Annotated in this window: 16 protein-coding genes and 1 tRNA gene; 12 read left to right on the top strand and 5 right to left on the bottom strand. The window is 72.8% G+C overall.

Going from position 1 to position 22,882, the window contains the following annotated elements; all coding sequences use genetic code 11:
• Positions 1-339: 339 nt before the first annotated feature.
• From ACZ53K_RS04515 to ACZ53K_RS04505, 3 genes are all read left to right on the top strand, one after another.
• Entirely contained in the window at positions 340-1,236 is an 897-nt protein-coding gene (locus ACZ53K_RS04515) for an ABC transporter ATP-binding protein (RefSeq protein ID WP_468832028.1), read from the top strand.
• A complete protein-coding gene (locus ACZ53K_RS04510; protein ID WP_468832026.1) occupies positions 1,233-4,172 on the top strand; it encodes an ABC transporter permease in 2,940 nt (979 codons plus the stop codon). Before ACZ53K_RS04515 ends, ACZ53K_RS04510 begins: the two co-directional genes overlap by 4 nt.
• A 385-nt stretch (positions 4,173-4,557) precedes the next feature.
• The gene (locus tag ACZ53K_RS04505) at positions 4,558-4,767 is read left to right on the top strand and encodes an MbtH family protein (RefSeq protein WP_030681070.1); all 210 of its coding nucleotides are present in this window, start codon (positions 4,558-4,560) and stop codon (positions 4,765-4,767) included.
• Between the two features lie 101 nt (positions 4,768-4,868).
• Here the strand turns inward: ACZ53K_RS04505 and ACZ53K_RS04500 are convergent, their stop codons facing one another.
• Positions 4,869-6,107, bottom strand: coding sequence for an acyltransferase family protein (locus tag ACZ53K_RS04500; RefSeq protein WP_468832025.1), 1,239 nt, complete (start codon positions 6,105-6,107; stop codon positions 4,869-4,871).
• A gap of 410 nt (positions 6,108-6,517) precedes the next feature.
• Here ACZ53K_RS04500 and ACZ53K_RS04495 point away from each other — a divergent pair, with 410 nt between their 5' ends.
• On the top strand, positions 6,518-7,120 hold the full coding sequence (locus ACZ53K_RS04495) for a DUF1707 SHOCT-like domain-containing protein (RefSeq protein ID WP_468832024.1): 603 nt from the start codon (positions 6,518-6,520) through the stop codon (positions 7,118-7,120).
• A gap of 129 nt (positions 7,121-7,249) precedes the next feature.
• On the opposite strand, the gene ACZ53K_RS04490 is transcribed toward ACZ53K_RS04495, so the two are convergent.
• Positions 7,250-7,322, bottom strand: a tRNA-Arg gene (locus ACZ53K_RS04490).
• Between the two features lie 314 nt (positions 7,323-7,636).
• Between ACZ53K_RS04490 and ACZ53K_RS04485 the strand changes: the two genes are divergently transcribed.
• From ACZ53K_RS04485 to ACZ53K_RS04455, 7 genes are all read left to right on the top strand, one after another.
• Positions 7,637-9,367: a dynamin family protein gene (locus ACZ53K_RS04485; protein ID WP_468832339.1), complete on the top strand. Its 1,731-nt coding sequence runs from the start codon at positions 7,637-7,639 to the stop codon at positions 9,365-9,367.
• Positions 9,364-11,790, top strand: a complete 2,427-nt coding sequence (locus tag ACZ53K_RS04480) for a YfjP family GTPase (RefSeq protein WP_468832023.1) — start codon at positions 9,364-9,366, stop codon at positions 11,788-11,790. Before ACZ53K_RS04485 ends, ACZ53K_RS04480 begins: the two co-directional genes overlap by 4 nt.
• Positions 11,791-11,935: 145 nt before the next feature.
• Positions 11,936-12,574: a single-stranded DNA-binding protein gene (locus ACZ53K_RS04475; RefSeq protein WP_468832022.1), complete on the top strand. Its 639-nt coding sequence runs from the start codon at positions 11,936-11,938 to the stop codon at positions 12,572-12,574.
• Between the two features lie 382 nt (positions 12,575-12,956).
• The gene (locus tag ACZ53K_RS04470; protein WP_468832020.1) at positions 12,957-14,363 is read left to right on the top strand and encodes an LAETG motif-containing sortase-dependent surface protein; all 1,407 of its coding nucleotides are present in this window, start codon (positions 12,957-12,959) and stop codon (positions 14,361-14,363) included.
• Between the two features lie 379 nt (positions 14,364-14,742).
• Positions 14,743-16,407 (top strand): energy-dependent translational throttle protein EttA, encoded by a 1,665-nt coding sequence (ettA, locus tag ACZ53K_RS04465; RefSeq protein ID WP_468832019.1) that lies wholly within the window; start codon positions 14,743-14,745, stop codon positions 16,405-16,407.
• Between the two features lie 5 nt (positions 16,408-16,412).
• Positions 16,413-16,856 carry an acyl-CoA thioesterase gene (locus ACZ53K_RS04460; protein ID WP_468832018.1) on the top strand — a complete coding sequence of 148 codons (444 nt, stop codon included), beginning with the start codon at positions 16,413-16,415 and terminating at the stop codon, positions 16,854-16,856.
• Positions 16,853-17,638, top strand: coding sequence for a DUF8010 domain-containing protein (locus ACZ53K_RS04455; protein ID WP_468832017.1), 786 nt, complete (start codon positions 16,853-16,855; stop codon positions 17,636-17,638). The genes ACZ53K_RS04460 and ACZ53K_RS04455 overlap by 4 nt, the downstream gene beginning before the upstream one ends.
• Before the next feature lie 140 nt (positions 17,639-17,778).
• Here ACZ53K_RS04455 and ACZ53K_RS04450 read toward each other — a convergent pair whose 3' ends face one another.
• Positions 17,779-18,189, bottom strand: a complete 411-nt coding sequence (locus tag ACZ53K_RS04450) for a globin (protein ID WP_468832015.1) — start codon at positions 18,187-18,189, stop codon at positions 17,779-17,781.
• A 74-nt stretch (positions 18,190-18,263) separates the two neighbouring features.
• Here ACZ53K_RS04450 and ACZ53K_RS04445 point away from each other — a divergent pair, with 74 nt between their 5' ends.
• The gene (locus tag ACZ53K_RS04445) at positions 18,264-19,337 is read left to right on the top strand and encodes a methyltransferase domain-containing protein (RefSeq protein WP_468832014.1); all 1,074 of its coding nucleotides are present in this window, start codon (positions 18,264-18,266) and stop codon (positions 19,335-19,337) included.
• A 98-nt stretch (positions 19,338-19,435) separates the two neighbouring features.
• Here the strand turns inward: ACZ53K_RS04445 and ACZ53K_RS04440 are convergent, their stop codons facing one another.
• Positions 19,436-21,004 carry an FHA domain-containing protein gene (locus ACZ53K_RS04440; RefSeq protein ID WP_468832013.1) on the bottom strand — a complete coding sequence of 523 codons (1,569 nt, stop codon included), beginning with the start codon at positions 21,002-21,004 and terminating at the stop codon, positions 19,436-19,438.
• Positions 21,005-21,502: 498 nt separating this feature from the next.
• The gene (locus ACZ53K_RS04435) at positions 21,503-22,876 is read right to left on the bottom strand and encodes a vWA domain-containing protein (RefSeq protein WP_468832011.1); all 1,374 of its coding nucleotides are present in this window, start codon (positions 22,874-22,876) and stop codon (positions 21,503-21,505) included.
• Positions 22,877-22,882: the final 6 nt, after the last annotated feature.

Genomic DNA, 22,882 nt, shown 5'->3' with positions numbered 1-22,882 from the left:
GCAGTCAGCGGCAGGTGTTCGGCGAAAGTCCGGCCGCTGACCGTTGGCTGCCCGTCCGCTCACCGCCCGGTGACCGCCGATGAAACACCGGCGCTCACCGGGCGGCGGCGTATCCACCTGCGACTCCCGCCCCGGTGCCGCTGTCCCCACCCCCCTGGTGGTGCTGAGTGACCCCTCAAGTGGGGTGCGCGCGCCCTCGTTGTCGTCACGCTCCGCCCATAGCGTCTGAGCAGCCGAAACATCGGCGAGTGAGCAGGCGAAGGCCGGAGGGGTTACGGAATGATCAGACTTCGACCGCGGGGACGCGGCAGAGCGACGGGGGACGCGATACCGACCCTCATGTCCGGCAACGACGGCACCGTGCCTCAGTCCACCGGCAGCGACGGCACCTCGCCCCGGCCCGCCGGCCACGCCGCGGGATTCGGTGCCCCGGGTCAGTCGACCCCTGGCCCCGCCTCCGTGGCGACCGCCGACCGGCCCCTCGGCTCCGACGCCGCCTTGACGCTGGAATCCGTCACCCGCAGCTACCGCCGCGGTGCCAGAACCGTAGCCGCGCTGGACGACGTCAGTGTCACGGTCCGGCGGGGCAGTTTCGTGGCCGTCATGGGGCGTTCCGGCTCCGGCAAGACGACGTTCCTCCAGTGCGCCGCCGGTCTGGACCGGCCGACCTCGGGGACCGTACGCATCGACGGCACCGACCTGTCCAGGATCGGCGAAGCCGCCCTCACCCGGCTCCGCCGCGAGCGCGTCGGCTTCGTCTTCCAGTCCCTCAACCTGGTGCCCTCGCTCTCGGTCGTCGAGAACGCCTCGCTGCCGTTGCTGCTGGGCGGCGCGGCGCCGGGCAGTCCGGATGTACGGGCGCGAGCGCTGCGCGTCCTGGAATCGGTCGGGCTGGCCGACCGGGCCGACGATGCGCCGCTGCTGCTCTCCGGCGGGCAGCAGCAGCGGGTGGCCATCGCCCGCGCGCTGGTCACCGACCCCGCAGTGATCTTCGCGGACGAGCCGACCGGTGCCCTTGACCCGGTCACCGCCACCGACGTACTGACCCTGCTGCGCGACGCGGTTGACCGGGCGGGGCACACGGTGGTGATGGTCACCCATGACCCGGTCGCCGCCTCCTGGACGGACCGTGCGCTGTTCATCGATGCCGGGCGCATCGTCGGCGTACTGGATCAGCCGGAGCCCAACGGCGTCACGCAGGCGATGAAGCGGCTGGGCGAAGGGGCGAGGCCGTGACGCACACGCCCCCGGACGCTCCCGTGCGCCCCGGCCGTACCGCCCGTTTCCTGGCTGCCCGCTCCCTCGGGTCGCACCGCAAGGCGTGGGCCGCGGTGTTCGCGGTACTGGTGCTCACCTCCCTCGTGCTCGGCGGCTTCGCGCTGGCCACGCTGTCCGCGGTGACCGGTCACGCGCGGGTGGAGCGTTACGCGGGCGCCGCCGCGGTCGTCACCGGCGACCAGACCACCCGCTTCACGGCGGAGGCCCTGGGCGGCGAGTCCCACTCGACGTCGGCGGAACTGACGGAGCGGGTGCGGGTGCCGCGTTCGGTGCTGCCCAGGATCGCGGCCGTTCCGGGCGTACGGGCCGCCGTCGCGGACGACGCGTTCCCGGTCGCCCTGTCCGCGAAGCCTCTCACCGGTGCCCCGACCGGCACCCCCACCGGTATCCCGTCCGGCAACTCCACCAGCACGCCCACCAGCACCTTCTCCCACAACTTCACCAGCACCTCCTCCCACACCCCCACCAGCACCCCCTCCCACGCCCCCGCCACAACTCCCGGCCCCAACGGCTCCCCCATCTATGGACATTCCTGGCAAGCCGCCGCGCTCGCCCCCTTCACCCTGCGCGAAGGGCGTGCGCCCACCGGTCCTCGGCAGGTCGTCCTGGACGGTTATCTGGCCGACCGCGCGGGTGTACGTACGGGGGACGAGATCACGGTGCAGTCGCTCGGTGACCCCGCCACATACCGGGTCTCGGGCATCGCCGCCCCCGAAGGGCGTGGCGATCGCACCGGCCTGGAGCATCAGGGCGCCGCCTTCTTCACGGACCAGCAGGCGCGGCAACTGGCCGGACATCCCGAGAGCACCGACGCCGTCGGCGTGCTCGCCGCACCCGGAGTGAGCGACGAGCAGATCCACGCCGACGTAAGCAAGGCGCTGTCCGGCGTTGGTGCTGCCGAACCGGCCCGTAGTGCCACTGCCGGGGAGCGCTACAAGGAGGACAACACCGCGCTACGGGTGCTGACCGGCGACAGCCGCGGCGAGCCGGAGTTCCTCGACGCGGCGCCCAGCCGCTGGGGGCTGCTGCAACTGCTGGGGTCGGTCTGCGCGCTCGTCGTGATGATCGCCGGACTCGTCGTCGCCGGCACGGTCGCCCAGGCCGTGCACCAGCGTGCCCGCGAGATGGCCCTGCTGCGCGCGGTCGGTGCCACACCGGGGCAGTTGCGGGCGACGGTGAGCCGGGAGGTCCGTACGGTCGCCGTCGTCGCGGCCGTGGTCGGTGCGATCGGCGCGGTGCCGGTGTTCGGGCTCCTGCTCCGCCTGCTGCGCAGTCGTGACGCCGTCCCGCCCGGCCTCGAACTGCCCACCCCTTGGTGGCTGTACGCGGCTCCGCTGCTGACCGCCGGGCTGACCGTCCTCGTGGCGTGGAGCGCCGGGGCCCTGGCCTGCCGGCGCACGGCCCGAGTGCGCCCGGCGCAGGCGATGGGCGAGGCGCAGACCGAACCGGAGCGGCCGGGCCGCGGCCGTACCGTCACCGGTCTGGTGATGCTGTTCCTCGGCGCGGCTTCGGCCGGTACGGCGGTGCTCCAGTTCGGCGAGGTGGCCGCGATGGCCGCCAGCACCGCGGCGGTGACGCTGGTGATCGGGTGCGCGCTGCTCGGTCCCTGGATCGCCCGCGGCGCCCTACGGGTGCTCGGCGCGCCTGCCCGACGGCTCGGCGGCGTGGGCGGCCACCTGGCTGCCGCGGCGGCACAGGCCAACTCACGGCGGCTGGGCGCCGCGATCACGCCGATCATCCTGATGGTGGCCTTCGTTGCCGTACAGCTGTCGGGCGGCGCGACCTTGGACCGGCAGGGCGGCAGACAGGGCGAGGACGCGATACGCGCCGAGCTGGCGGTCACCTCGGACGGTCCGGGCATCACGGAGGAAACGGTCAGCAGGATCGGGCGGGTGCCGGGGGTGGCGGCCGCGTCAGGGGTGCTGCACAGCACCGTCGTCCTGGCACGCAAGGAACTCGGCGATCCCCGGCTGGACCGGCTGCCGGTCCTGGCGGTCAGCCCCGCGGCGCTGCCGCGCGTACTGGACCCGGGCATCGTCGAGGGGGACCCGGCGAAGCTGGGCCGCGGCACGGTCGCGGTGGGCAAGGACCGGGCGCGGTCGCTGGGGCTCGGCATCGGGTCCATGGTCACGCTGCGGTACGGCGACGGCGCAAACGTTTCGCTGCGCGTGGCGGCCATCTACGAACGCTCGCTGGCCCTGGGCGACTTCCTGTTCGCCACCGAGGAACTGGCGCCCCACATGGCCGCGCCCCTGCACTCCCGCGTCCTGCTGAGTCTTGACTCCTCGGCGCGGCCCGGCTCCTCGGGGCGGCTCGCTTCCTCGGTGCGACTCGACCCGGGCACCGCTCCCGTTTCCGCGCCTGCCGCCGGCTCCGGCTCCGGCGACCACGGCCGCTCGGAGGGCGTACGGGCCGCCGTACAGCGGGTACTCGCGGACACCGCGATCGGCGCGCGCGTCGTGACGGACCCGGCGGGGGAGCAGCGCGAACCCGAGGACCGGGGTGTCGGTGAAGTGATCACCGTGGTCGCGGTGGGCGTGATCGGCGGCTTCACCGTCATCGCCGTACTGAGCACCCTCGCCCTCATCATGATCGGCCGCCGTCAGGAGATCCTGCTGCTGCGCCTGGTGGGCGCCGGGCGGCGGCAGATCCGGCGGATGCTGCGCATCGAGGCGGCCATCGTGGGACTGGCGGGCCTGGTGGTCGGCGCGGTGGTCGCGGTGATCCCGCTGACCGCGCTCAGCCTGCCGCTGACCGGGGCGCTGCCGTACCTGCCGCCCGCACAGGCCGGGCTGATCGTGGCGGTGGTCGCGGTGACGGTCGCGGTGGGCACCTTGCTGCCGATGCGGCCCGCGCTCGGCAAGCGCCATCCGGCGGGCCTCGGGAGGCGGTGAGGGGCGTACGGGCTGCCGGGGCCGGCAGAAGCTGTCAGCGGGGCCGGTCGGAGCCGCCAAGGTGACGGACGAGAGGCGAGCGCGAGGGCTACAGGGCCGAGGAGGCCCCGTAGCCCTCGCGCTCTGCCGTTCCCCAGCCGACCCGCCGCCCACCGAACCCCACACGCTCCCCGCCGAACCCCACCGGGCCCTCATTCACCCCACCTAACCCCCACCCAACCCCACCCGGCCCTCAACCGAACCCCACCCAAGCCTCAACCACCCCGTCCCCAGACCCCACCCCACCCCAACCCCACCAAATCCCTCCCCCGCACTTCGACAGCGGCGCAACCTCACGCATAATCCAAATCTCCACCGGTAACTCCCTCACCGAGAGGCCACTCGCATGACGAACCCCTTCGAAGACCCGGAGGCGCAGTACCACGTCCTGACGAACGACGAGAACCAGCACTCGCTGTGGCCCGCGTTCGCGGAGATCCCGGCCGGCTGGCAGAGCGTCTTCGGCCCGGAGGGGCGGCAGGCGTGCCTGGACTACGTCGAGGAGCACTGGACCGACATGCGGCCCCGCAGCCTGGCGGAGGCCATGGCCGACTGAGCCCTCCCCTCTCCGCCCATACGAAAGCACCCGCTCCGATCCCGGAACGGGTGCTTCGTCCATTACCTGTCTGCCTGCTTGCCCTCCTGCCCGCCCACTCGCTACACCAACGTCAGCCGCAGCGCGAACGCCGCGAACCCCACCGCCAACACCCCCGCACACACCCGCTGCCCCCGGGAAATCCCCGCCCACGGCATCTCCAGCCGCCGAGTCACCCTGGCGACGAGGACGAGCGTGACGGCGAAGACCGGCAGCCACGGCAGCCGGGTGGCCATCCAGGCGGCGAAGTCCGGTGCCGTGGTCAGGCCCGTCACGGTCGTACCGAGGAACGAGGCCGGTACGGCGATGGCCAGCATGGCGGTCTGATGCCAGCACAGGATCGTCATAGCGGACCGGTTGACGGCCGTGACCGGCGCCCACAGCGCGGGCCGCCGCAGCAGGGCCGCGATCCGGTCGCGCAGCAGGATCGCCGCGCCCGACTGCGCCGCGGCCAGGGCGATCACCAGCAGCGACGGAGGGTGGGAGTTCGTACGGTCCTGGCCGGGGACGCCGACCATGCTCGCCGGGTAGTGGAAGACGAGGAGCAGCAGCGCGAAGAGGGCCGTGCCACCGGCGAGCAGCAGCCAGGCGCCGCGCCTGCCGAGCCGCTTCTCACCCCAGGAGACCCCCAGTTGGTAGCCGAAGAGCCAGCCCGGAATCAGGCTGACCAGCGTGACCCAGTACGGGATCGAGTCGGCGTACGGGCCGTAGCGCAGGAAGTCCATGACGGCGATGACCGCCGCCAGTGGTGCCGCCGCCCAGCCCCCGAGCCGCCGCGAGGCCGCCATGCAGTACGGCGTCAGCGCCGTCACCACCGCGTACACGCCCACGAACCACAGGGGCTGGACGACCAGCGTCGCGGCAGTGTGCAGCGTCGTGACGGGCACTCCGGCCGCGTACAGTACGGCGGCGAGCACGGCCCAGACGGCGGTGACGCCGACGGCGGGCCGTAACAGCCGGGCCAGCCGGCCGCGCAGCCAGTCGCCCGGTGACGCGCCCCGCTCGGCGGCGCGGCGGAAGGACAGCACGGAGGCGTAGCCGCCGACGAGGAAGAAGATGCCCAGCATCTGGAGCACCCAGGTGATCGGCGCCAGAGAGGCGAACGCGGACAGCGGGCTGGCGTTGTGCAGCGAGCTGTCGGCGTGGCGGACGAACCCGCCGACGAGCCAGTGACCGGTCGGCACGGCCAGCAGGGCCAGCGCCCGCAGTCCGTCGACGGCCCGGTCGCGCCGGTCCGTCTGGTGGGTGCCGGTCGTGCCGGGCAGCGGTCTGTGGGGGCGGGTCCGTTCGTCCAGGCTCATGCTCCGGCACCCGCTCGGCCCGTGGGATGCGGCATGGCAGCGTTCCTCTCCTCGCGCACGGCCGGCCCGTGGGCGTGCCACGGGCCGGCCGGGAGTCCGTCATGAAAGGCGATTGCCGATCGCCACTCATGCTGGTGCGAGGAGGCGGAGAAGACAGTCGGGCCAGGGCCCCGATCCAGGTAGGGCAAACCTCACCGGGACATGGGGTGTTGGCCCCCGCACCGGTCAGTTCGGCTCAGCCAGCCAGCCAGCCAGCCAGCCAGCCAGCCAGCCAGCCCAGTCGGCGCGATCGGCCCAGCCAGCCCGACCACCCCAGCCGACCCAACCACCCCAACCGACCCGTCCGACCCGGTCGCAGGATCAGACGCCCACACCCCATACACAGCCCCGTTGTTCGTATCATCAGCCGTATGACCGCCAAGACTCCGGAACCTGCCGCCTGGGGCGAGCTGCGCGCCTCCCACTCCGACCGGGAGGCCGTGGTGGAACGGCTGAGGGAGGCGGCGGCCGAGGGCCGTATCGACCTCGAGGAGCTGGACACCCGGCTGGAACAGGCGCTGACCGCCAAGACCTTCGCGGACCTGGCGCCGCTCACCGCCGACCTGCCGCGTGCCGTCTCCATGATGGACCCGGGCGAGCCGCTGGTCCTCAAGGGCGGCTTCCACGGCGCCGCCCGCACGGGACGGTGGGTGGTGCCCGCGCACATCACCGCGCACGGCGGCATGGGCGGCGTGCGGCTGGACTTCACCCGGACCGAGTGCCGACTGCCCGAAGTCGAGGTGGAGGTGCACGGAGAGATGGCGGGCGTCACGGTCGTCATTCCCGAGGGCTGGGCCGCGGACACCGACGGTGTCGCGTCCGGCGTGGGTACCCTCAGGGACAAGACCACTCCCGAGCGCCTTCCGGACACCCCGCTCGTCCGGCTCACCGGTTCCGTCGGCATGGCCGGCGTGGTCGTCCGTCACCCCAGCGCCCGCGAACGCCGTCTCATGAAGCGCGAACGGTCGAAGTAGCCGGAGCGGCCCGGCTCCGCCCTGGCTCCGTACGGCCTCGGTCACCCGGGCGGCGGCAGGGGCCGGCGGCCATCTCTCCGCAGCGGCTCAGCGGCTCAGAAGCCCAGGCGCCCGACGGCGGAAGATGTGCGCCCCCGGCAGGACTCGAACCTGCGGCCAAGTGCTTAGAAGGCACCTGCTCTATCCACTGAGCTACGGGGGCCAGGTGGTGGGCGTGGATCACACGGGCCGCCGACAAGGATAGGGCCCGGTGTGCCTCGTCCCGGTTGCTTCACCTCCGTGGCACGTTGTGGAGGTTCGGTGAAGCGGTCCCGATAATCGCAGGCAGGTACGAATTCTGCACCGTTTTTGGCGCCTCACGCGTCGGGTGTTGTGCACTCGTTATGCCTGAGTCCCTCTGCTCGCGACTGCCTCATGCGTCGCTGATCCCGATCTGTACGGGTTTACGCGGCGCGCACAGAGGGCTATACGCTTCAAAAACCTGCCAAAATTGGGCATTCTGCACGAGTGGCAACCTTGGATGTACAACCCCGGCTCCTTGACGTCCTGTCCGCGCTGCGCGACCGCGTCGACGCCACGCGCTTCCCGCTGCCACTGCCCGGCGCCGCCCGCGCCCGGCGTACCCGGTCCGAACTGCTGGACCAGCTCGACGATTATGTGATGCCCCGGCTGCGTGCTCCTCAGGCCCCGCTCCTCGCGGTCATCGGCGGGTCCACCGGCGCCGGCAAGTCCACCCTCGTCAACTCGCTCGTGGGCCGGCGCGTCAGCGAAGCCGGTGTACTGCGGCCGACGACACGTACACCGGTGCTCGTGTGCCACCCCGACGACCACCACTGGTTCTCGGGGCGGCGGGTGCTGCCGCAGTTCACCCGTGTCTGGGTGCCCGAGCAGGACGGCCCCGAGGATCTCGACGCCTACGACGACGCGTGTGAACGCGAGTGCGAGTACACCTACGAAGGTGAGGACGAGGAGGAGAGCGGCGGCGCGGCGGAGAGCACGGCGGACATGGCCCCCCTGCGCATCGAGACGGACCCGGCGCTCCCCAGCGGACTGGCCGTCCTGGACGCCCCCGACATCGACTCGCTCGTCGCGCGCAACCGGGAGCTGGCCGCCGAGCTGATCTGCGCGGCCGACGTATGGATTCTGGTCACCACCGCCGCCCGGTACGCGGACGCGGTGCCGTGGCACCTGCTGCGTACGGCCAAGGAGTACGACGTCACGCTCGTCACCGTGCTGGACCGGGTGCCGCACCAGATCGCCACCGACATCTCGGCGCGGTACGCCGCGCTGCTGACCCGCGCCGGACTCGGAGACGTACCCCGCTTCACCATCCCCGAGCTGCCCGAGTCGGCCGGCGGCGGCAGCGGACTGCTGCCCGCCACGGCGGTGGCGGCGCTGCGGCGCTGGCTGGAACGGCACGCACAGGACACGGTGGTGCGGAACGCGGCGGCGGCCCGCACCACCGCGGGGGTCCTGGCCTCGTTGCACTCCCGTATGCCGGCCCTGGCCGGAGCCTCCGCGTCCCAGCACGCCGCCTCGCTGCGGCTGGCCGACCAGGTGGAGCAGGCGTACGAGGAGGCCGCGACCCGGGTACGGCGGGAGGTCGAACAGGGCGAGGTGCTGTCCGGCGACGCCCGCGCCCACTGGCGGGACCACGAGCTGGGCGGCCGCCCCGACGAGCTGCTGGACGCGCTGACCCACGGACTCACCTCCCTGCTGCGCTGCGCGGTGGAGGAGGCCGACGAGCGCGCCGCCGAGGCGTGGCGCCGGGACCCCGCCGCGGCGGACGCGGCCCTGGCGGAAGTGGCGGACGCGGCGGCCTCGGGGGCCCGCCTGGGCGTGGTCGTACGGCGCTGGCGGCGCTGCCTGGAGGAACTGGCGGAGGAAGGCGTACGGGAGGCCCGTGCGGCACGTGGCGGACGCTCGTCGCGCGGGGCACGGGCCGGGGAACGCGCGAAAGCCGCGGCCGACCCGGAGGAGGCCGCGGCGCTGCTGGCCACCACCCTGCTGGGCGGGCGCAGGGCCCGTACGGCAGGCGAGGCCCTCGCCGGCCTCATGGGGGCACCGGCCGCGGTACGGCTGCGCGACCGGGGCGGCCGACTGCTCGACACGTATCTGCGGCGCGCGATGGACGGCGAACGGGAGCGGCGCCTGGCGCCGCTGGAATCGCTGGGCGTACGGCCGGACCACCAGGCCGCGCTGATCGCCGCGCTGTCTCTACTGCAGAAGGAGAAGGTGACGCGGTGACTGCTCCGGTGGGGCGTACGGAAGGGAACGCGGGCCGGGACCGGGACGGCCTGGAGGGCGACAGCACGCAGCCGGTGACTGCGGGGGAGCCGACGGCGACCGCTGAAGCGACCACGCCGGGGGCTGAAGCGACCACGCCGTGGGGCGAAACGGCTGCGGCCGCGGCGCCGGCCGCGGAATCGGAAGCGCCCCGGCCGTCCCCGGACCCGCCCCCGGCCGAGGTGCGCTCCTCCTGGAACGACGGGCTGATCGCACGCCGCGCGCAGGACGGTACCGACGCGAAGTCCGCCGCCGGGCGGCGCCACGCCCGCGTACGGGAAGCGGCGGAGGCCCGGGAGGGCAGACAGCCTGAGTGGCGCGAGTGGCCTGAGTGGCTGGAATGGGAAGACCGGGACCGGGACCCCCACCAGGGGGGCGGCCGGCCGGACGGGGACGAGTGGCATCAGCAGCGTGACTGGCAGGAGTGGGAGGACGAGGGCGACAGCGAACTCGAAGCCGTACTGGCCGTCCTGCAGGAGCCCGCGGAGCCCGTACAGGAGCCACGGGGCAGACGCGGCCGTGCGCAGGAGGCGCAGGAGTGCGCCCCCGGGCCCGTCCTCCGGTCCTCCGGGTGCTCCGGGTCCTCTGGAGAGGCCGGCGAATCCGGGAGTTCCAGATACCCCAGGGATTCCAGAGACCCCAGATATCCCAGGGACTCCAGGTCTCCCAGAGAGCGGCGCTCGGCCGGGCAGCGGCTTCGCCCACGGCTGGACGCCCTGCGGGAACTGGTCGGCCTGTCCCGGGCGCGCCTGGACGGATCCACGCTGGCCGAGGCGGGGCGGGTGCTCGACGCGGCGGACGAGCGGTACCGGCTGTCCGGGGAGCACACCGTCGTCGCCGTCGCGGGAGCCACCGGCAGCGGCAAGTCGTCCCTCTTCAACGCGCTCGTGGGCGCGGACCGGTCGGACGTGGCGGCGCGGCGGCCGACGACCTCGGAGCCGGTGGCCTGTGTGTGGTCCGGCGGGTACCCGGGCGCCGACGCGCTGCTGGACCGGCTCGGGGTGCCGCCGCGCCGCAGGCACACACCCGCCACCGGCTCGGCCGCACTGCCCGGCCTCGTCCTCCTCGACCTGCCCGACCACGACTCGGCCGCGGCCGGGCACCGCGAGCAGGTGGACCGGATGCTGGCGCTGGTGGACGCGGTGATCTGGGTGGTCGACCCGGAGAAGTACGCGGACGCGGTGCTGCACGAAAGGTATCTGCGGCCGCTGGCGGGCCATGCCGAGGTCACCTTCGTCGTACTGAACCAGGTGGACCGGCTGCCGGGGGACGCCGCCGTCCAGGTGGTCGACGACCTTCGGCGGCTGCTGGACGAGGACGGACTGGCCCTCGGCGAGCACGGCGAACCGGGCGCCGCGGTGCTGGCGTTGTCGGCGGCCACCGGCGAGGGCGTCGGGGAGCTGAAGGACGCCCTCCGGCAGTTCGTCGCGGAGCGCGGCGCGGCGGACCGGCGGCTGACCGCCGACGTGGACGCGGCGGCGGGACGGCTGTGGCCGGTGTACGTGGCGGACGGGCGGCACGGGCTGACGGAAGCGGCCCGGGAGGAGTTCGAGGACTGGCTCGCCGAAGCGGTCGGCGCCGGGGCCATGGGAAGCGCGGCGGAGCGCGACTGGCTGCGGCACGGAGAGCGGGCGTGCGGCACGCCGTGGCTGCGCCTGCGGTTGCGCGGGCGGCGGTCGGGTGCGGCGCGCGGACGGTCCGGGCGCACGAGCCCGGGGCGTACGGGCAGGTCGCGGCTGTGGCACCGGGACGCGTACGAGGAGACGGCCGCCGGCGAAGTGAGCGGGGAGGAAACGGGTGCTGACGATGCGTACGGCACGGTGAGCGGCTGGGTGCGGGTGGACGGGCGGGCGACGGCGCGGCCGTTGGTCGAGCAGGCCGTACGGGCCGTGGCGGGGGAGGCGTCGGAGGGGCTGCCGGCTCCCTGGGCGCATGCGGTGCGCGAGGCGGCGGTCCGGGGCGCCGAGGGACTGCCGGAGGCGCTGGACCGGGCGGCCGCGGTCTCCGAGGGAGCCCTGCGCGCCGGACCGCAGGTGCGGCCGCGGTGGTGGACGGTAGTCGGCGTGGCGCAGGGCGTGCTGACGATGCTGCAGGTGACCGGGATGCTGTGGCTGCTGGCCGTGGCGGTGGGCGCGGCGGACGCGGGGGAGTGGCTGTCCGCGCTGCTGGTGACGGCCATCGGGACGACGGGTGGCCCGGTGCTGTCGTGGGTGTGCGGAGTGGCGGGGCGGGGCGCGGCCCGCCGGTACGGCCAGGAGGCGGAACGGCGACTGCGGACGGCAGCGGCGGGCTGCGGCCGGGCCGCGGTGCTGGAACCGGTCGCCGCAGAACTGCTGCGCTACCGGGAGGTACGGGAGCAGTACGCGGTGGCGGCGGGGCTGTGAAACCCCCGCCCGGGTGATGGAGTTGTCCACAACCCGGGGGTTGCGCACAGGCCCCGGCGGGCTCCGGCGAATCCGTGCAGCATGGGTTGCACGCAGGCCCGGGACCGGGCCGAAGGGCCCGCCGGGGGCCCGCGACGGGGAGGCGATGACGATGTACGACACGATGGTGACGCTGGTGGGGAACGCCGCGACGGCGGTGGAGCACCGGCAGACCACGACCGGCACCTCAACGGTCCGGTTCCGCCTGGCGACGTCCACGCGGCGCTGGGACAAGGAGCGCGGAGACTGGGTCGACGGGGACCCGAGCTTCTACACCGTCCGCGCGTGGCGGGCGCTCGCGGACCACGTCGCCGCTTCGGTCTCGTGCGGCGAACCCCTCGTCGTACACGGCCGTATGCGGGTGTGGGAACGGGAACTGCCCGAGGAGAAGGGCGGACAGCGGCGGGTGTCGGTGGAGGTGACCGCCGTGGCCGTCGGGCACGACCTGACGCGCGGCACCTCCGCCTTCCGGCGGATCACCCGGTTGCGTACGGGGCCGGTGTCCCAGACCGGCCGACCAGGCGCGCCCGAAGCGCCGACCACACCGTTTCCCCCTGCCGAGACCCAACCTGACTGGTCGTCGCCACCCCTGACGGCCGGGACAGCCGCCACGGCCGGAACAGCGAGGGCCGCGGCCCCGGCCCCCATCACCGCCGAAGCGGCCGCCAAGTCCCCACCGGACGAGCAGGCCCGCCACGCACCCCCTCCAATCGCCCGGGAGGAAGCGAACCTTGGCGCCTTCTGACACGGCACCCAACACCGCACCCGACACCAGGTCCGGCACCGTGCTCGCCCCGTGCCCAGCCCCACACCCCACACACGCCCGACAATCTCCCGATGCCGCCCCATGACCCCGATGTGCGGTAAGCCGGAGAAGCGGACAGTGCCCGGAAAGTCCCGGTGATTTGTCGATAATGCCAGGTCAAGGGGGGTGTGATCGGTAACGATTGCGATTCGGATCGCTTATGGGACGGTATTACGGGGGACCCTGTTGTGCCCGCTCTCTAGGATCCGTCGGGTACTCACGAGTACTCACGGGGGCTGATGTATTCGGCTGTTGAGTTCTTTGGGTTCATTCCGGCGAGGCATCTCCCCTATCGATCCCGCCTCGCCCAGAGGGGAAATTCATGATTTCTGTGAAGAGGCGGGGCGCAGCCCGCCTTGCCGCCGCGGTCCTGGCGTCGGGTCTGGTCGCGGCGGGTGCGATAGCCACCGCGGGGCCTGCCGCGGCTGACGACGCGACGCCCGCCCACGGGGGCGCCAGCGCCACGCTCGGCGGTTTGAAGACCTACGGCCAGGCGGTGCTGCACGCCAACGGTCACGACCAGCAGATCGGTGCCGGGCTCTTCGAGATGACCGTCGAGGGCGGCGGCAATCTCCAGACGTACTGCATCGACATCAGCACCCCGACGCAGCAGCGGGCGAAGTACCAGGAAGTGCCCTGGAGCGCCTCGTCGCTGCACGACAACCAGGACGCCGGCAAGATCCGCTGGATCCTGCAGAACTCCTACCCGCAGGTCAACGACCTGGCCTCGCTCGCGCAGAAGGCCGGTGCCGGGAGCCTGAGCGAGAAGACCGCTGCCGCCGGTACCCAGGTCGCGATCTGGCGCTTCTCCGACCACGTGAAGGTCGACGCGGTCGACCCCGCGGCCGAGAAGCTGGCCGACTACCTGGAGAAGAGCGCGAAGAGCCTCACCGAGCCCGAGGCGTCGCTGAAGCTGGACCCGCCGGCCGTCTCCGGCAAGTCCGGCAGCAAGCTTGGCCCGGTCACGGTCCACACCAACGCCAACAGCGTGACCGTCTCCCCGGCCGCCGGTGCCCCCGCCGGTGTGAAGGTGGTCGGCGCCGACGGCAAGCCCGTCACCAAGGCGGCCAACGGCGCCAAGCTCTTCTTCGACGTGCCCGCGGGCGCGAAGGACGGAGCCACCTCGCTGACCGCCCAGGCCGCCACCAAGGTCTCGGTCGGCCGTGCCTTCACCGGCAGCGTCGGCCGCGTCAAGAGCCAGACCATGATCCTGGCCGGCTCCAGCGAGTCCACCGCGACCGCGACCGCCACCGCCTCCTGGAAGAAGCAGGGCGCCGCCCCGGCCGTCACCGCGGAGAAGAACTGCTCCAAGGGCGGCGTGGACGTCACGGCCGCCAACAAGGGCGACGCGCCGTTCCGCTTCCAGCTCTCCGGCAAGGAGCACGTGATCGCGCCGGGCAAGTCCGAGACGATCACCGTCCCGGTCGGCGAGGACCAGGCGTACGAGATCACGATCAAGGGTGAGGGCGACTTCAAGAAGACCTTCACCGGCGTCCTGGACTGCAAGACCGCAGGCACCGGCACCGGCAAGCCCTCGTCGCAGCCCAGCCCGGCCTCGGCGGGCGGCGCCGGCACCGGCGGCACCGGCGGCGGCGCGGGCGGCGACCTCGCCGAGACCGGCTCCAGCAACGCCACCCCGGTGATCGCGGGTGTCGCGGTCGCGCTGGTCGTCGTCGGCGGCGGCGCGGTCTTCTTCCTCCGTAAGAAGAAGGCCGGCGTCACCCAGTAACCGAGGTGACCGAGGTACGGACATCACCCGGGTCCCGGGTCGGGCGCAAGCTCCCCGGGGCCCGGCGTGACAGGGCGCGACCGCGCTCCGCTCCGCCGGACCCCGCCGCCCCGTGACCGTACGCGTACCACCCACCGCCCTCCGTGCCCGAGCGAGACCGCTTCCCGGCCACGGAGGGCGGCGGCGTTCCCGGCGCGGGAGCGGGCCCGACCCCACCCCTCGTGACCCGGATCACCGCCCCGTGAGATACGCGTTTCCATCGCGGGCTGGCCGTACGGCAAGATGGGGTGTATCTGCCCTCGCGCGGCGGAGCCGCTCATCGGCCCACGCGGCGGAGCCGCATTGACCATGACAGATCCAGACTGCCGGACGGTTTCTCTTGGCTGAGTACATCTACACGATGCGCAAGACGCGCAAGGCGCACGGCGACAAGGTCATCCTTGACGACGTGACGCTGAGCTTCCTGCCGGGCGCGAAGATCGGCGTCGTGGGGCCCAACGGCGCCGGCAAGTCGACGGTGCTGAAGATCATGGCCGGTCTTGAGCAGCCGTCGAACGGCGACGCGTTCCTGACCCCGGGCTTCTCCGTCGGGATGCTCCTCCAGGAGCCGCCGCTGGACGAGACCAAGACGGTCCTGGAGAACGTCCAGGACGGCGCCCGCGAGATCATGGACAAGCTCCGGCGCTTCAACGAGGTCGCCGAGCTGATGGCGACCGACTACTCCGACGCGCTGATGGAGGAGATGGGCAAGCTCCAGGAGGACCTGGACCACGCCAACGCGTGGGACCTGGACACCCAGCTGGAGCAGGCCATGGACGCGCTGGGCTGCCCGCCCGGCGACTGGGCCGTCACCAACCTCTCCGGTGGTGAGCGCCGCCGCGTCGCGCTGTGCAAGCTCCTGCTGGAGGCCCCCGACCTGCTGCTCCTCGACGAGCCCACCAACCACCTGGACGCCGAGTCCGTGCAGTGGCTGGAGCAGCACCTCGCCAAGTACGCCGGCACCGTCGTCGCCGTCACCCACGACCGGTACTTCCTCGACAACGTGGCCGAGTGGATCCTGGAGCTGGACCGCGGCCGCGCGATCGCCTACGAGGGCAACTACTCCACGTACCTCGACAAGAAGCAGGCCCGCCTGAAGGTCGAGGGCCAGAAGGACGCCAAGCGCGCGAAGCGTCTGAAGGAAGAGTTGGAGTGGGTCCGCTCCAACGCCAAGGGACGCCAGGCGAAGTCCAAGTCCCGCCTGACCCGTTACGAGGAGATGGCGGCCGAGGCGGAGAAGACCCGGAAGCTGGACTTCGAGGAGATCCAGATCCCGCCGGGCCCGCGTCTGGGCAACGTCGTCGTCGAGGTCGAGCACCTGAACAAGGCGTTCGGTGAGAAGGTCCTCATCGACGACCTGTCCTTCACCCTCCCGCGCAACGGCATCGTCGGCGTCATCGGCCCGAACGGCGCCGGCAAGACCACGCTGTTCAAGATGATCCAGGGCCTGGAGGAGCCGGACTCCGGCCAGATCAAGGTCGGCGACACGGTCAAGGTCTCCTACGTCGACCAGAACCGCGCCAACATCGACCCCAAGAAGACGCTGTGGGCCGTCGTCTCCGACGAGCTGGACTACATCAACGTCGGCCAGGTCGAGATGCCGTCCCGCGCCTACGTCTCGGCGTTCGGCTTCAAGGGCCCGGACCAGCAGAAGCCGGCCGGCGTGCTGTCCGGCGGTGAGCGCAACCGGCTGAATCTGGCGCTGACCCTCAAGCAGGGCGGCAACCTGCTGCTCCTCGACGAGCCGACCAACGACCTCGACGTCGAGACCCTGTCCTCGCTGGAGAACGCGCTGCTGGAGTTCCCCGGGTGCGCCGTGGTCGTCTCCCACGACCGCTGGTTCCTGGACCGCGTCGCCACGCACATCCTGGCGTACGAGGGCAACTCCAAGTGGTTCTGGTTCGAGGGCAACTTCGACTCGTACGAGAAGAACAAGGTCGAGCGCCTCGGCCCGGACGCGGCCCGTCCGCACCGCGCCACGTACAAGAAGCTCACCCGGGGCTGAGCCGCGTGCGACACCTCTACTCCTGCCCGCTGCGCTGGTCCGACATGGACGCTTTCGGCCATGTCAACAACGCGGTGTTCATCCGCTACCTCGAAGAGGCGCGGATCGACTTCATGTGGCGGCTGGCGCCGGGCGAGGGCAGCACGTCCTTCTCCGGCGGATCCGTCGTGGCCCGTCACGAGATCGACTACGTACGGCCGCTGGTGCACCGGCACGCGCCGGTGACCGTCGAGTCGTGGGTGACGCGGATAGGCGCCGCGTCGATGACGATCGCGTACGAGATCAAGGACGAGGACGCGGTGTACGTCCGTGCCTCGACCGTCGTCGTGCCGTACGACTTCGCCGCGGAACGGCCCCGCCGTATCACCGCGGAGGAGAAGTCCTTCCTCCAGGAGTACCTGGACGACGCGGCCGACGCGAAGCAGCAGGAGGGGGCCGTCGCCGCATGACGGCGTTGCGCCTGGCCGATGCCGGGGAGGCGGCGGATCTCGCCGCTTTCCTGGCCCGGCTGATCCACTACGACCGCGCCGCCGCGGTGCGGTTGCAGGCAGGCGGCGGGGTGCTCGCGGTGTTCGGGCGCCCGCCGTCGTTCGAGGTGCTGGCGATCCGTACGGCGCGCCTGGCACCGGCCGCGCCCGGCCCGCAGCCGGGTACGGCCCCGCAGGCCGGTACGGAAGCCTTGCCCGCCGCCGGTCTCGACCGCACCGTCTCCGCCGGCGATCTGCTCGAAGGCATCGACGAGTCGGCGGACAGCCTGACACTGCCCGCCGCCGTCACCGGCCCGCCGTGGGCCGGCGTGCTGCCGCCGCGGGGCGGCTGGCGGCAGGTGCCGGGGCTGCCCGCGCCGCAGGCGCTGGGCCGGACCGTCGCACTGGCCGTCGCCGAGTTCCGCGCCCGGGACGAGGCACTGCCGCCGGAACGCCGTACGCGCGCCGAGCGCGACCGCATCGGCCGCGAGATCTGGTCGCGGACGCTGGGCGACACCCATCTGCCGCTGCGCGCCGCACACGCCGCCCAGTCCCTCGGCTTCCTGCGCCCGGCACGGGCCGAGGCCCAGGCCGGCGCCCATGGCCCCGCAGGCGGAGGCCAAAGCTCAGCGGGGGCCGCGCTGGCGGAACCGCCGACGCTGACGCTGCTGGCCGCGGGCGGCTGGCTGCGACTGCGGACGCCGTACGGCTCGGTCGCGGTCCGCACCGGCGGACCGTCGGCACTGCCGGTGACACCCGCCTGAGACCCATGGCCGAGAACCACCCTGCCTGAGCCCCCCTGCCTGAGACCCACCTCAGGCGGCCGGGCCGGGAACCACGTCAGGGCCGGGTGCGCCGTCAACCCGCACCCGGCCCCTCTCCCGGCCACCTGCCCGCTACGGCCTCACTCAGCCTCAGCCGTATTGATCATCGAAGCCGCCGCATACGTCATGTAGTTCCACAACTGCGTCTCGTGCTCGGGCGACAGCTCCAGCGAGTCCACCGCGTCCCGCATGTGCTTGAGCCATGCGTCGTGGGCGGCGCGGTCCACCGTGAACGGCGCGTGCCGCATCCGCAGGCGAGGGTGGCCGCGGCCGTCGCTGTACGTACGGGGGCCGCCCCAGTACTGCATGAGGAAGAGCGCGAGCCGCTCCTCGGCCGGACCCAGGTCCTCCTCCGGGTACATCGGCCGCAGCAGCGGGTCCTCGGCCACCCCCTGGTAGAAGCGGTGCACCAGGCGGCGGAAGGTCGGCTCGCCACCGACCTGCTCGTAAAAGGTCTGTTCCTGAAGCGTGCCGCGCGGAATCTTGTTCACCCTTCCATGGTGGCAGACGACCCGGCGGTGCCGGGCGACTCGGCCGAGGACCTGCGACGTAGGACAGTGGAGACATGAGCGGTACCCAGTCCGGCCGCTGGCCGGACCGTGAGCCCACGGTCGCGGCGCGTGCCGAGCTGGTCCGGCAGATCAGGGCGGGCGGCCACCTCGGCGATCCGCGGTGGCGGGCCGCCTTCGAGGACGTGCCGCGGCACCTCTTCGTTCCGTACTACTTCGCGGCCACCGCCCGCGGCTATCTGCGGCTGTCCGGCTCCGACTCCGACCCGCATCGGCGGGAGCGCTGGCTGGAGGGCGTCTACGCGGACAGCGCGCTGGCGACGTATATGCAGGACGGTGAGCTGGTGTCCTCCAGCAGCCAGCCGTCGCTGATGGCCATGATGCTGGAGGAACTGCGGGTCGAGGAGGCGGAGGAACGGAGCCCGGGCACCGGCTGCCGCGTCCTGGAGATCGGTACGGGCACGGGGTACAACGCGGCCCTGCTGTCCCACCGGCTGGGCGCGGAGCGCGTGACCAGCGTCGACCTGGACGAGGAGATCACCGGTCCGGCACGTGACCGGCTGGCGGCCGCGGGCCACCGGCCCACCGTCGTGACCGGCGACGGCGCCCTCGGCTGCCCGGAACGCGCACCGTACGACCGGGTCATCGCCACCTGCGCGCTCCAGGCCGTTCCACCCGCCTGGATCGAACAGTGCACCCCGGGAGCGCTCATCCTGGCGCCCCTCGCCACCGGCCTGATCGCCCTGCGCGTGACGGACCCCGAGGCCGCACGGGCGGAGGGCCGCTTCCTCGCCACTCCCGCCTACTTCGTTCCGCTACGCAGTCAGCCGTCCCCCGACCCGGGCCCCGGGCCGGACGCCCCCGAGCCATCCGAGCCCGGCACCGAAACCGGCGGACGACGCCGAGCCGCCCGCCAGAACCTGCCCCGCGAAGTACTGCTCAATGAACGCTTCCACTTCCTGTGGACCCTCACCGCAGGCAGCCTCACCCCCGAAGAAATCCGCACCCTCTGGCACCGAGAACACCACCCGCGCCGCGAACGTTTCGGCGTCACCGTCCACCGCACCCACCAGTACGCGTGGCTCGATTCCCCAGACGGTCCCTACCGGTGGGCGTTGCCCGTGAGCTGAGCCTTGCACGCGCCTCGTGCGGGCAGCAAAAAGCGCCGGCCCGCAGCGTGTGAGCCGAGGCCGGCGCTTCCTGCCGCGCACCGGGGTACGCCGCGAGGTCAGGCGCGGCGGACGGTGATGGTGGTCCAGGCTCCTACGTGGATGCGGTCACCCTCGTGAAGGGGGGTGGGGACGTAGGGCTGGATCGGGTCCTCGGCGAGGTTGACGGTGGTGCCGTTGGTGGAGTTCTGGTCGACCACGGCCCAGCTGCCGTCGGGCTGCTGGACGAGGAGGGCGTGCTGGTGCGAGACGCCCGGGTCCTCCGGCGGGCGGCCCAGGTCGATGTCCGGGGACTCGCCCGTGCTGTGCCGGCGGCGGCCGATGGCGATCTGGCCGCCGGTGAGCGGGATCTGCTGCCCGGGGGAGTAGGCGGGCAGGTTCAGACCGGCCGCCTCCGGGCCGCTGCGGCCCATCATCGCCATGAAGTACTCACGGTCCGGGGCGATCGCCACCACCCAGCCGTCACCGACGACCGGCGGCGGTCCGGGCGGGGCGGCGGGCCCCGGCGCGGGCCGGCTCCACTGCTGGTCGGGCTGCGGCTGCTGGTGGGCGTCCGGCTGCTGCGGCGGCTGACCGAAGGGGCCGGGCTGCTGCGGCTCGAACGGCGCCTGCGGGGGTGCCTGTTGGGCGCCCTGCGGGTCGTACGGGGCCTGAGGCGGCTGCTGCTGGAGAGGCTGCTGGGGCTCGAACGGGCCCTGCTGCTGCGGCGGGGTCGGCGGACCCTGCTGCTGCGGCGGGAATCCGTAACCGCCCTGACCGCCCTGACTTCCCTGACCGCCTTGGCTGTGGTCCGGGCCGCCCTGTGGGCCCGGCTGCGCCTGCGGGGGCGGGGGCGGGGTCTGGGAGTTGGGCGGGGGCAGCGGCCAGTCGTCGTCGCTCGCCCGGGGCGGAGCCGACGGGACGGGCTGGCCGGTGGGCGCTCCATGAGGGCCGGGCTGACCGGGCGGCTGCTGCCCCGAGTGCGGCCCGGGCGGCGGCGCGGGGTGGCCCTGCTGACCGGCCGGACCCTGCTGGCCTCCCTGTACGGGCTGGCCGAACTGACCGGCCTGACCGGACTGCTCAGGCTGGCCGAACTGATGGGACTGCTCGGGCCGGCCGAACTGACCGGGCTGCTCGGGCTGGCCGAACTGGCCGGACTGTTCGGGGGAGAGCGGTTCGGCAGGACGGTTGATCTGCGACGGGCGCGAGCCCTGGTACTCGTACTGCTGCGGTGGGGTGGGCGGGCCCTGCTGCGGAGGCGGGAACCCATAGCCGCCCTGGCCGCCCTGGCCGCCCTGGGGGGTGGGGGGCGGCGGGGCGTACGAGGTCGCCGAGTGCGTCAGGAAGTTGTAGCGGCACTCCTCGCAGAACGGAGCCATCGCCTCGCGCGGCGTACGGCACTGGGGGCACAGCTCCGGCAGGCCGGGCTGACCCTGCGGACCGGGCTGGCTCTGCGGTGCTGGCTGTCCTTGCGGGCCGGGAGGAGGGGTCGGCTGACCTGGCTGGCCGAAGCCCTGCTGGGAAGGGGGCGCCGGAGTGTTCGGGCCGGGGGCCGGAGGCGGGAAGCCGTAACCGCCCTGACTGCCCTGGCCGCCCTGACCGCCTTGGCTGCCGTGCGGGCCGGGTGCGGGGCCGGGACCCTGGCCCATCGGACCTTGCGCTGCCGGACCTTGCGCTGCCGGACCCTGGCCGGTGGGGCCTTGCGGCACGGTCGGCGGCGGGGCGTGCGGCGCGGGGGCCTGCTGAGGGGCCGGAGCCTGCTGCGGCGGCGGGGTGTGCTGGTGAGGCGGGGCCTGGAGAGGCGGCGGAGTCTGCTGAGACGGAGGGGTCTGCTGAGGGGCCGGAGCCTGGCTGGGGAAGCCTTGTCCGCCCTGGGAAGCGCCGGGACCTCCGGGACCTCCGGGACCACCGGCGGCGCCAGTGTCGCCGGGTCCGCCCTGCGGTGCCGACGGCGGTGCCGGCTGGCCGGCCGGAGGTGTATTGAGGAATCCAGCGGGCAGGGAGGGCGGCGGGGGAACAGCGCCCGCCATCCGGTGGCCGCACACCTCGCACCAGTCTTCGGCCACCGACTGATGGCCGTTCGGGCAGGTCGGCATGTCGGATCTTCCCCCTCAGTACCGATTGTGTTCGGTAGTACGTCTAGTTTGTTATTTCTTGACGCGAACTGTCTTGGTCGAGCGCGTTTCGAGCGTCATCTCGTCCGCCTCTGTGACCTTCGCCTTCAGTCGCACAGTACCGGTCGCCGCGTCGACGACGTCCACCACCTTCGCAAGCAGTTTCGCAGTGTCCTCGTTCCCGGACGCGCTCGCCAGTTGCACGGCCCGCCCCAGCTTCGCCGTCGCGCCGTCCGCATCGCCCGACTTGCGGGCATCCAGCCCTTGCTGGATGACCTGTGCCAGTTCGGCCTGGCCCGTGTAATGGGCGACCTGGGGGTTGATAGAGGTCGAAGCGGCCATATCGTCCGTCCAGACCGCCCGTACGAGGCCCTGGGCCAGGGTCCGTGTCGTACTGCCGCCGGGGTCGGGGAGGACGAGTGAGACCCGTGCGGCCAGCATCTCCTGGCCCACGTCGGCGGCCGGAACGCGTACGCACACGTGGTAGTCGCGGGACTCGTCGCCCCAGGAACCTGTCGGATAGTCGCCGGTCCGCGGGCCGGATTCGGTACGGCGGCCGGTGAGGTCCTCGACCGTCGGCGCCACTTGCTTCACGAAGGCGACCTGCGCGCCCTGCGGTGTCCACAGCCGCAGGGTGACGTCCGCCACCTCCTTGCCCATCGCGGCCTCCATCATCCGCGTGAAGTCGGCGGCCAGCCCGGACGGGTCGGCGATGATGTCGGCCGTGCCGAGCAGCGCCGAGGCGATGCCGGTGACCTCCTTGACCTCCCAGTCCGTACCGACGCCGCGGGCGTCGCAGGTGAAACGCCCGGCGCAGGCGTCGAGGGTGGCGCGCAGATCCTGGGCCGATTCGTGTTCGTTGCGGCCGTCGGTGAGGAGGATGCCGTGCCGGATGCCGACGTCCGCGTCGGTCAGCAGCCGGTCGGCCAGCCGTAACCAGGTGCCGATGGCGGTGCCGCCGCCGGCGCTCAGCTTGCGCAGTGCCTCCTTGGCCTGCGCACGGGTGCTCGGCCCGGCGGTGGCGAGCCGCCCGCTGCCCGGGTAGACCTCGCCGGCCTGGTGGGTGCCGGCCACCACCGCGAAGGCGACTCCGTCCCGTACGGTGTCGACCGCGGCGGCCGTCGCGTCGCGTGCGTTGCGCATCTTGGTGGGCGGGTAGTCCATCGAACCGGAACAGTCCACCATGATCACAACGCCCGCGTGCCGCACGCCCCCGTGACCGCGTGCGGCGCCGACCCCGCCCGCGTCCGTACCGGCGGCGAAGAGCGGCAGCCCGCCGCTGGTACCACCGCCCGTGGCCGTGACGGTGACGATGGCATTCACCTCGCGCCCGCCCTCGGGCAGATACGCGTTCTGGTACACCTCGGCGGCGAACCGCGGCACGCCGGACTTGGAGAAGTTGGCCATCTGTTC

Source organism: Streptomyces sp. NPDC033221 (assembly GCF_055577005.1).
Note: the sequence above shows the minus strand (reverse complement) of the source record. Positions and strands in the feature narration are given on the sequence as shown.

Coding starts and splice junctions, on each gene's coding strand:
- ACZ53K_RS04515 (WP_468832028.1), top strand. CDS start 340: ATGTCCGGCAACGACGGCACCGTGCCTCAGTCCACCGGCAGCGACGGC.
- ACZ53K_RS04505 (WP_030681070.1), top strand. CDS start 4,558: ATGACGAACCCCTTCGAAGACCCGGAGGCGCAGTACCACGTCCTGACG.
- ACZ53K_RS04500 (WP_468832025.1), bottom strand. CDS start 6,107: ATGAGCCTGGACGAACGGACCCGCCCCCACAGACCGCTGCCCGGCACG.
- ACZ53K_RS04495 (WP_468832024.1), top strand. CDS start 6,518: ATGACCGCCAAGACTCCGGAACCTGCCGCCTGGGGCGAGCTGCGCGCC.
- ACZ53K_RS04475 (WP_468832022.1), top strand. CDS start 11,936: ATGACGATGTACGACACGATGGTGACGCTGGTGGGGAACGCCGCGACG.
- ACZ53K_RS04470 (WP_468832020.1), top strand. CDS start 12,957: ATGATTTCTGTGAAGAGGCGGGGCGCAGCCCGCCTTGCCGCCGCGGTC.
- ACZ53K_RS04455 (WP_468832017.1), top strand. CDS start 16,853: ATGACGGCGTTGCGCCTGGCCGATGCCGGGGAGGCGGCGGATCTCGCC.
- ACZ53K_RS04445 (WP_468832014.1), top strand. CDS start 18,264: ATGAGCGGTACCCAGTCCGGCCGCTGGCCGGACCGTGAGCCCACGGTC.
- ACZ53K_RS04440 (WP_468832013.1), bottom strand. CDS start 21,004: ATGGGCCAGGGTCCCGGCCCCGCACCCGGCCCGCACGGCAGCCAAGGC.
- ACZ53K_RS04435 (WP_468832011.1), bottom strand. CDS start 22,876: ATGGCCAACTTCTCCAAGTCCGGCGTGCCGCGGTTCGCCGCCGAGGTG.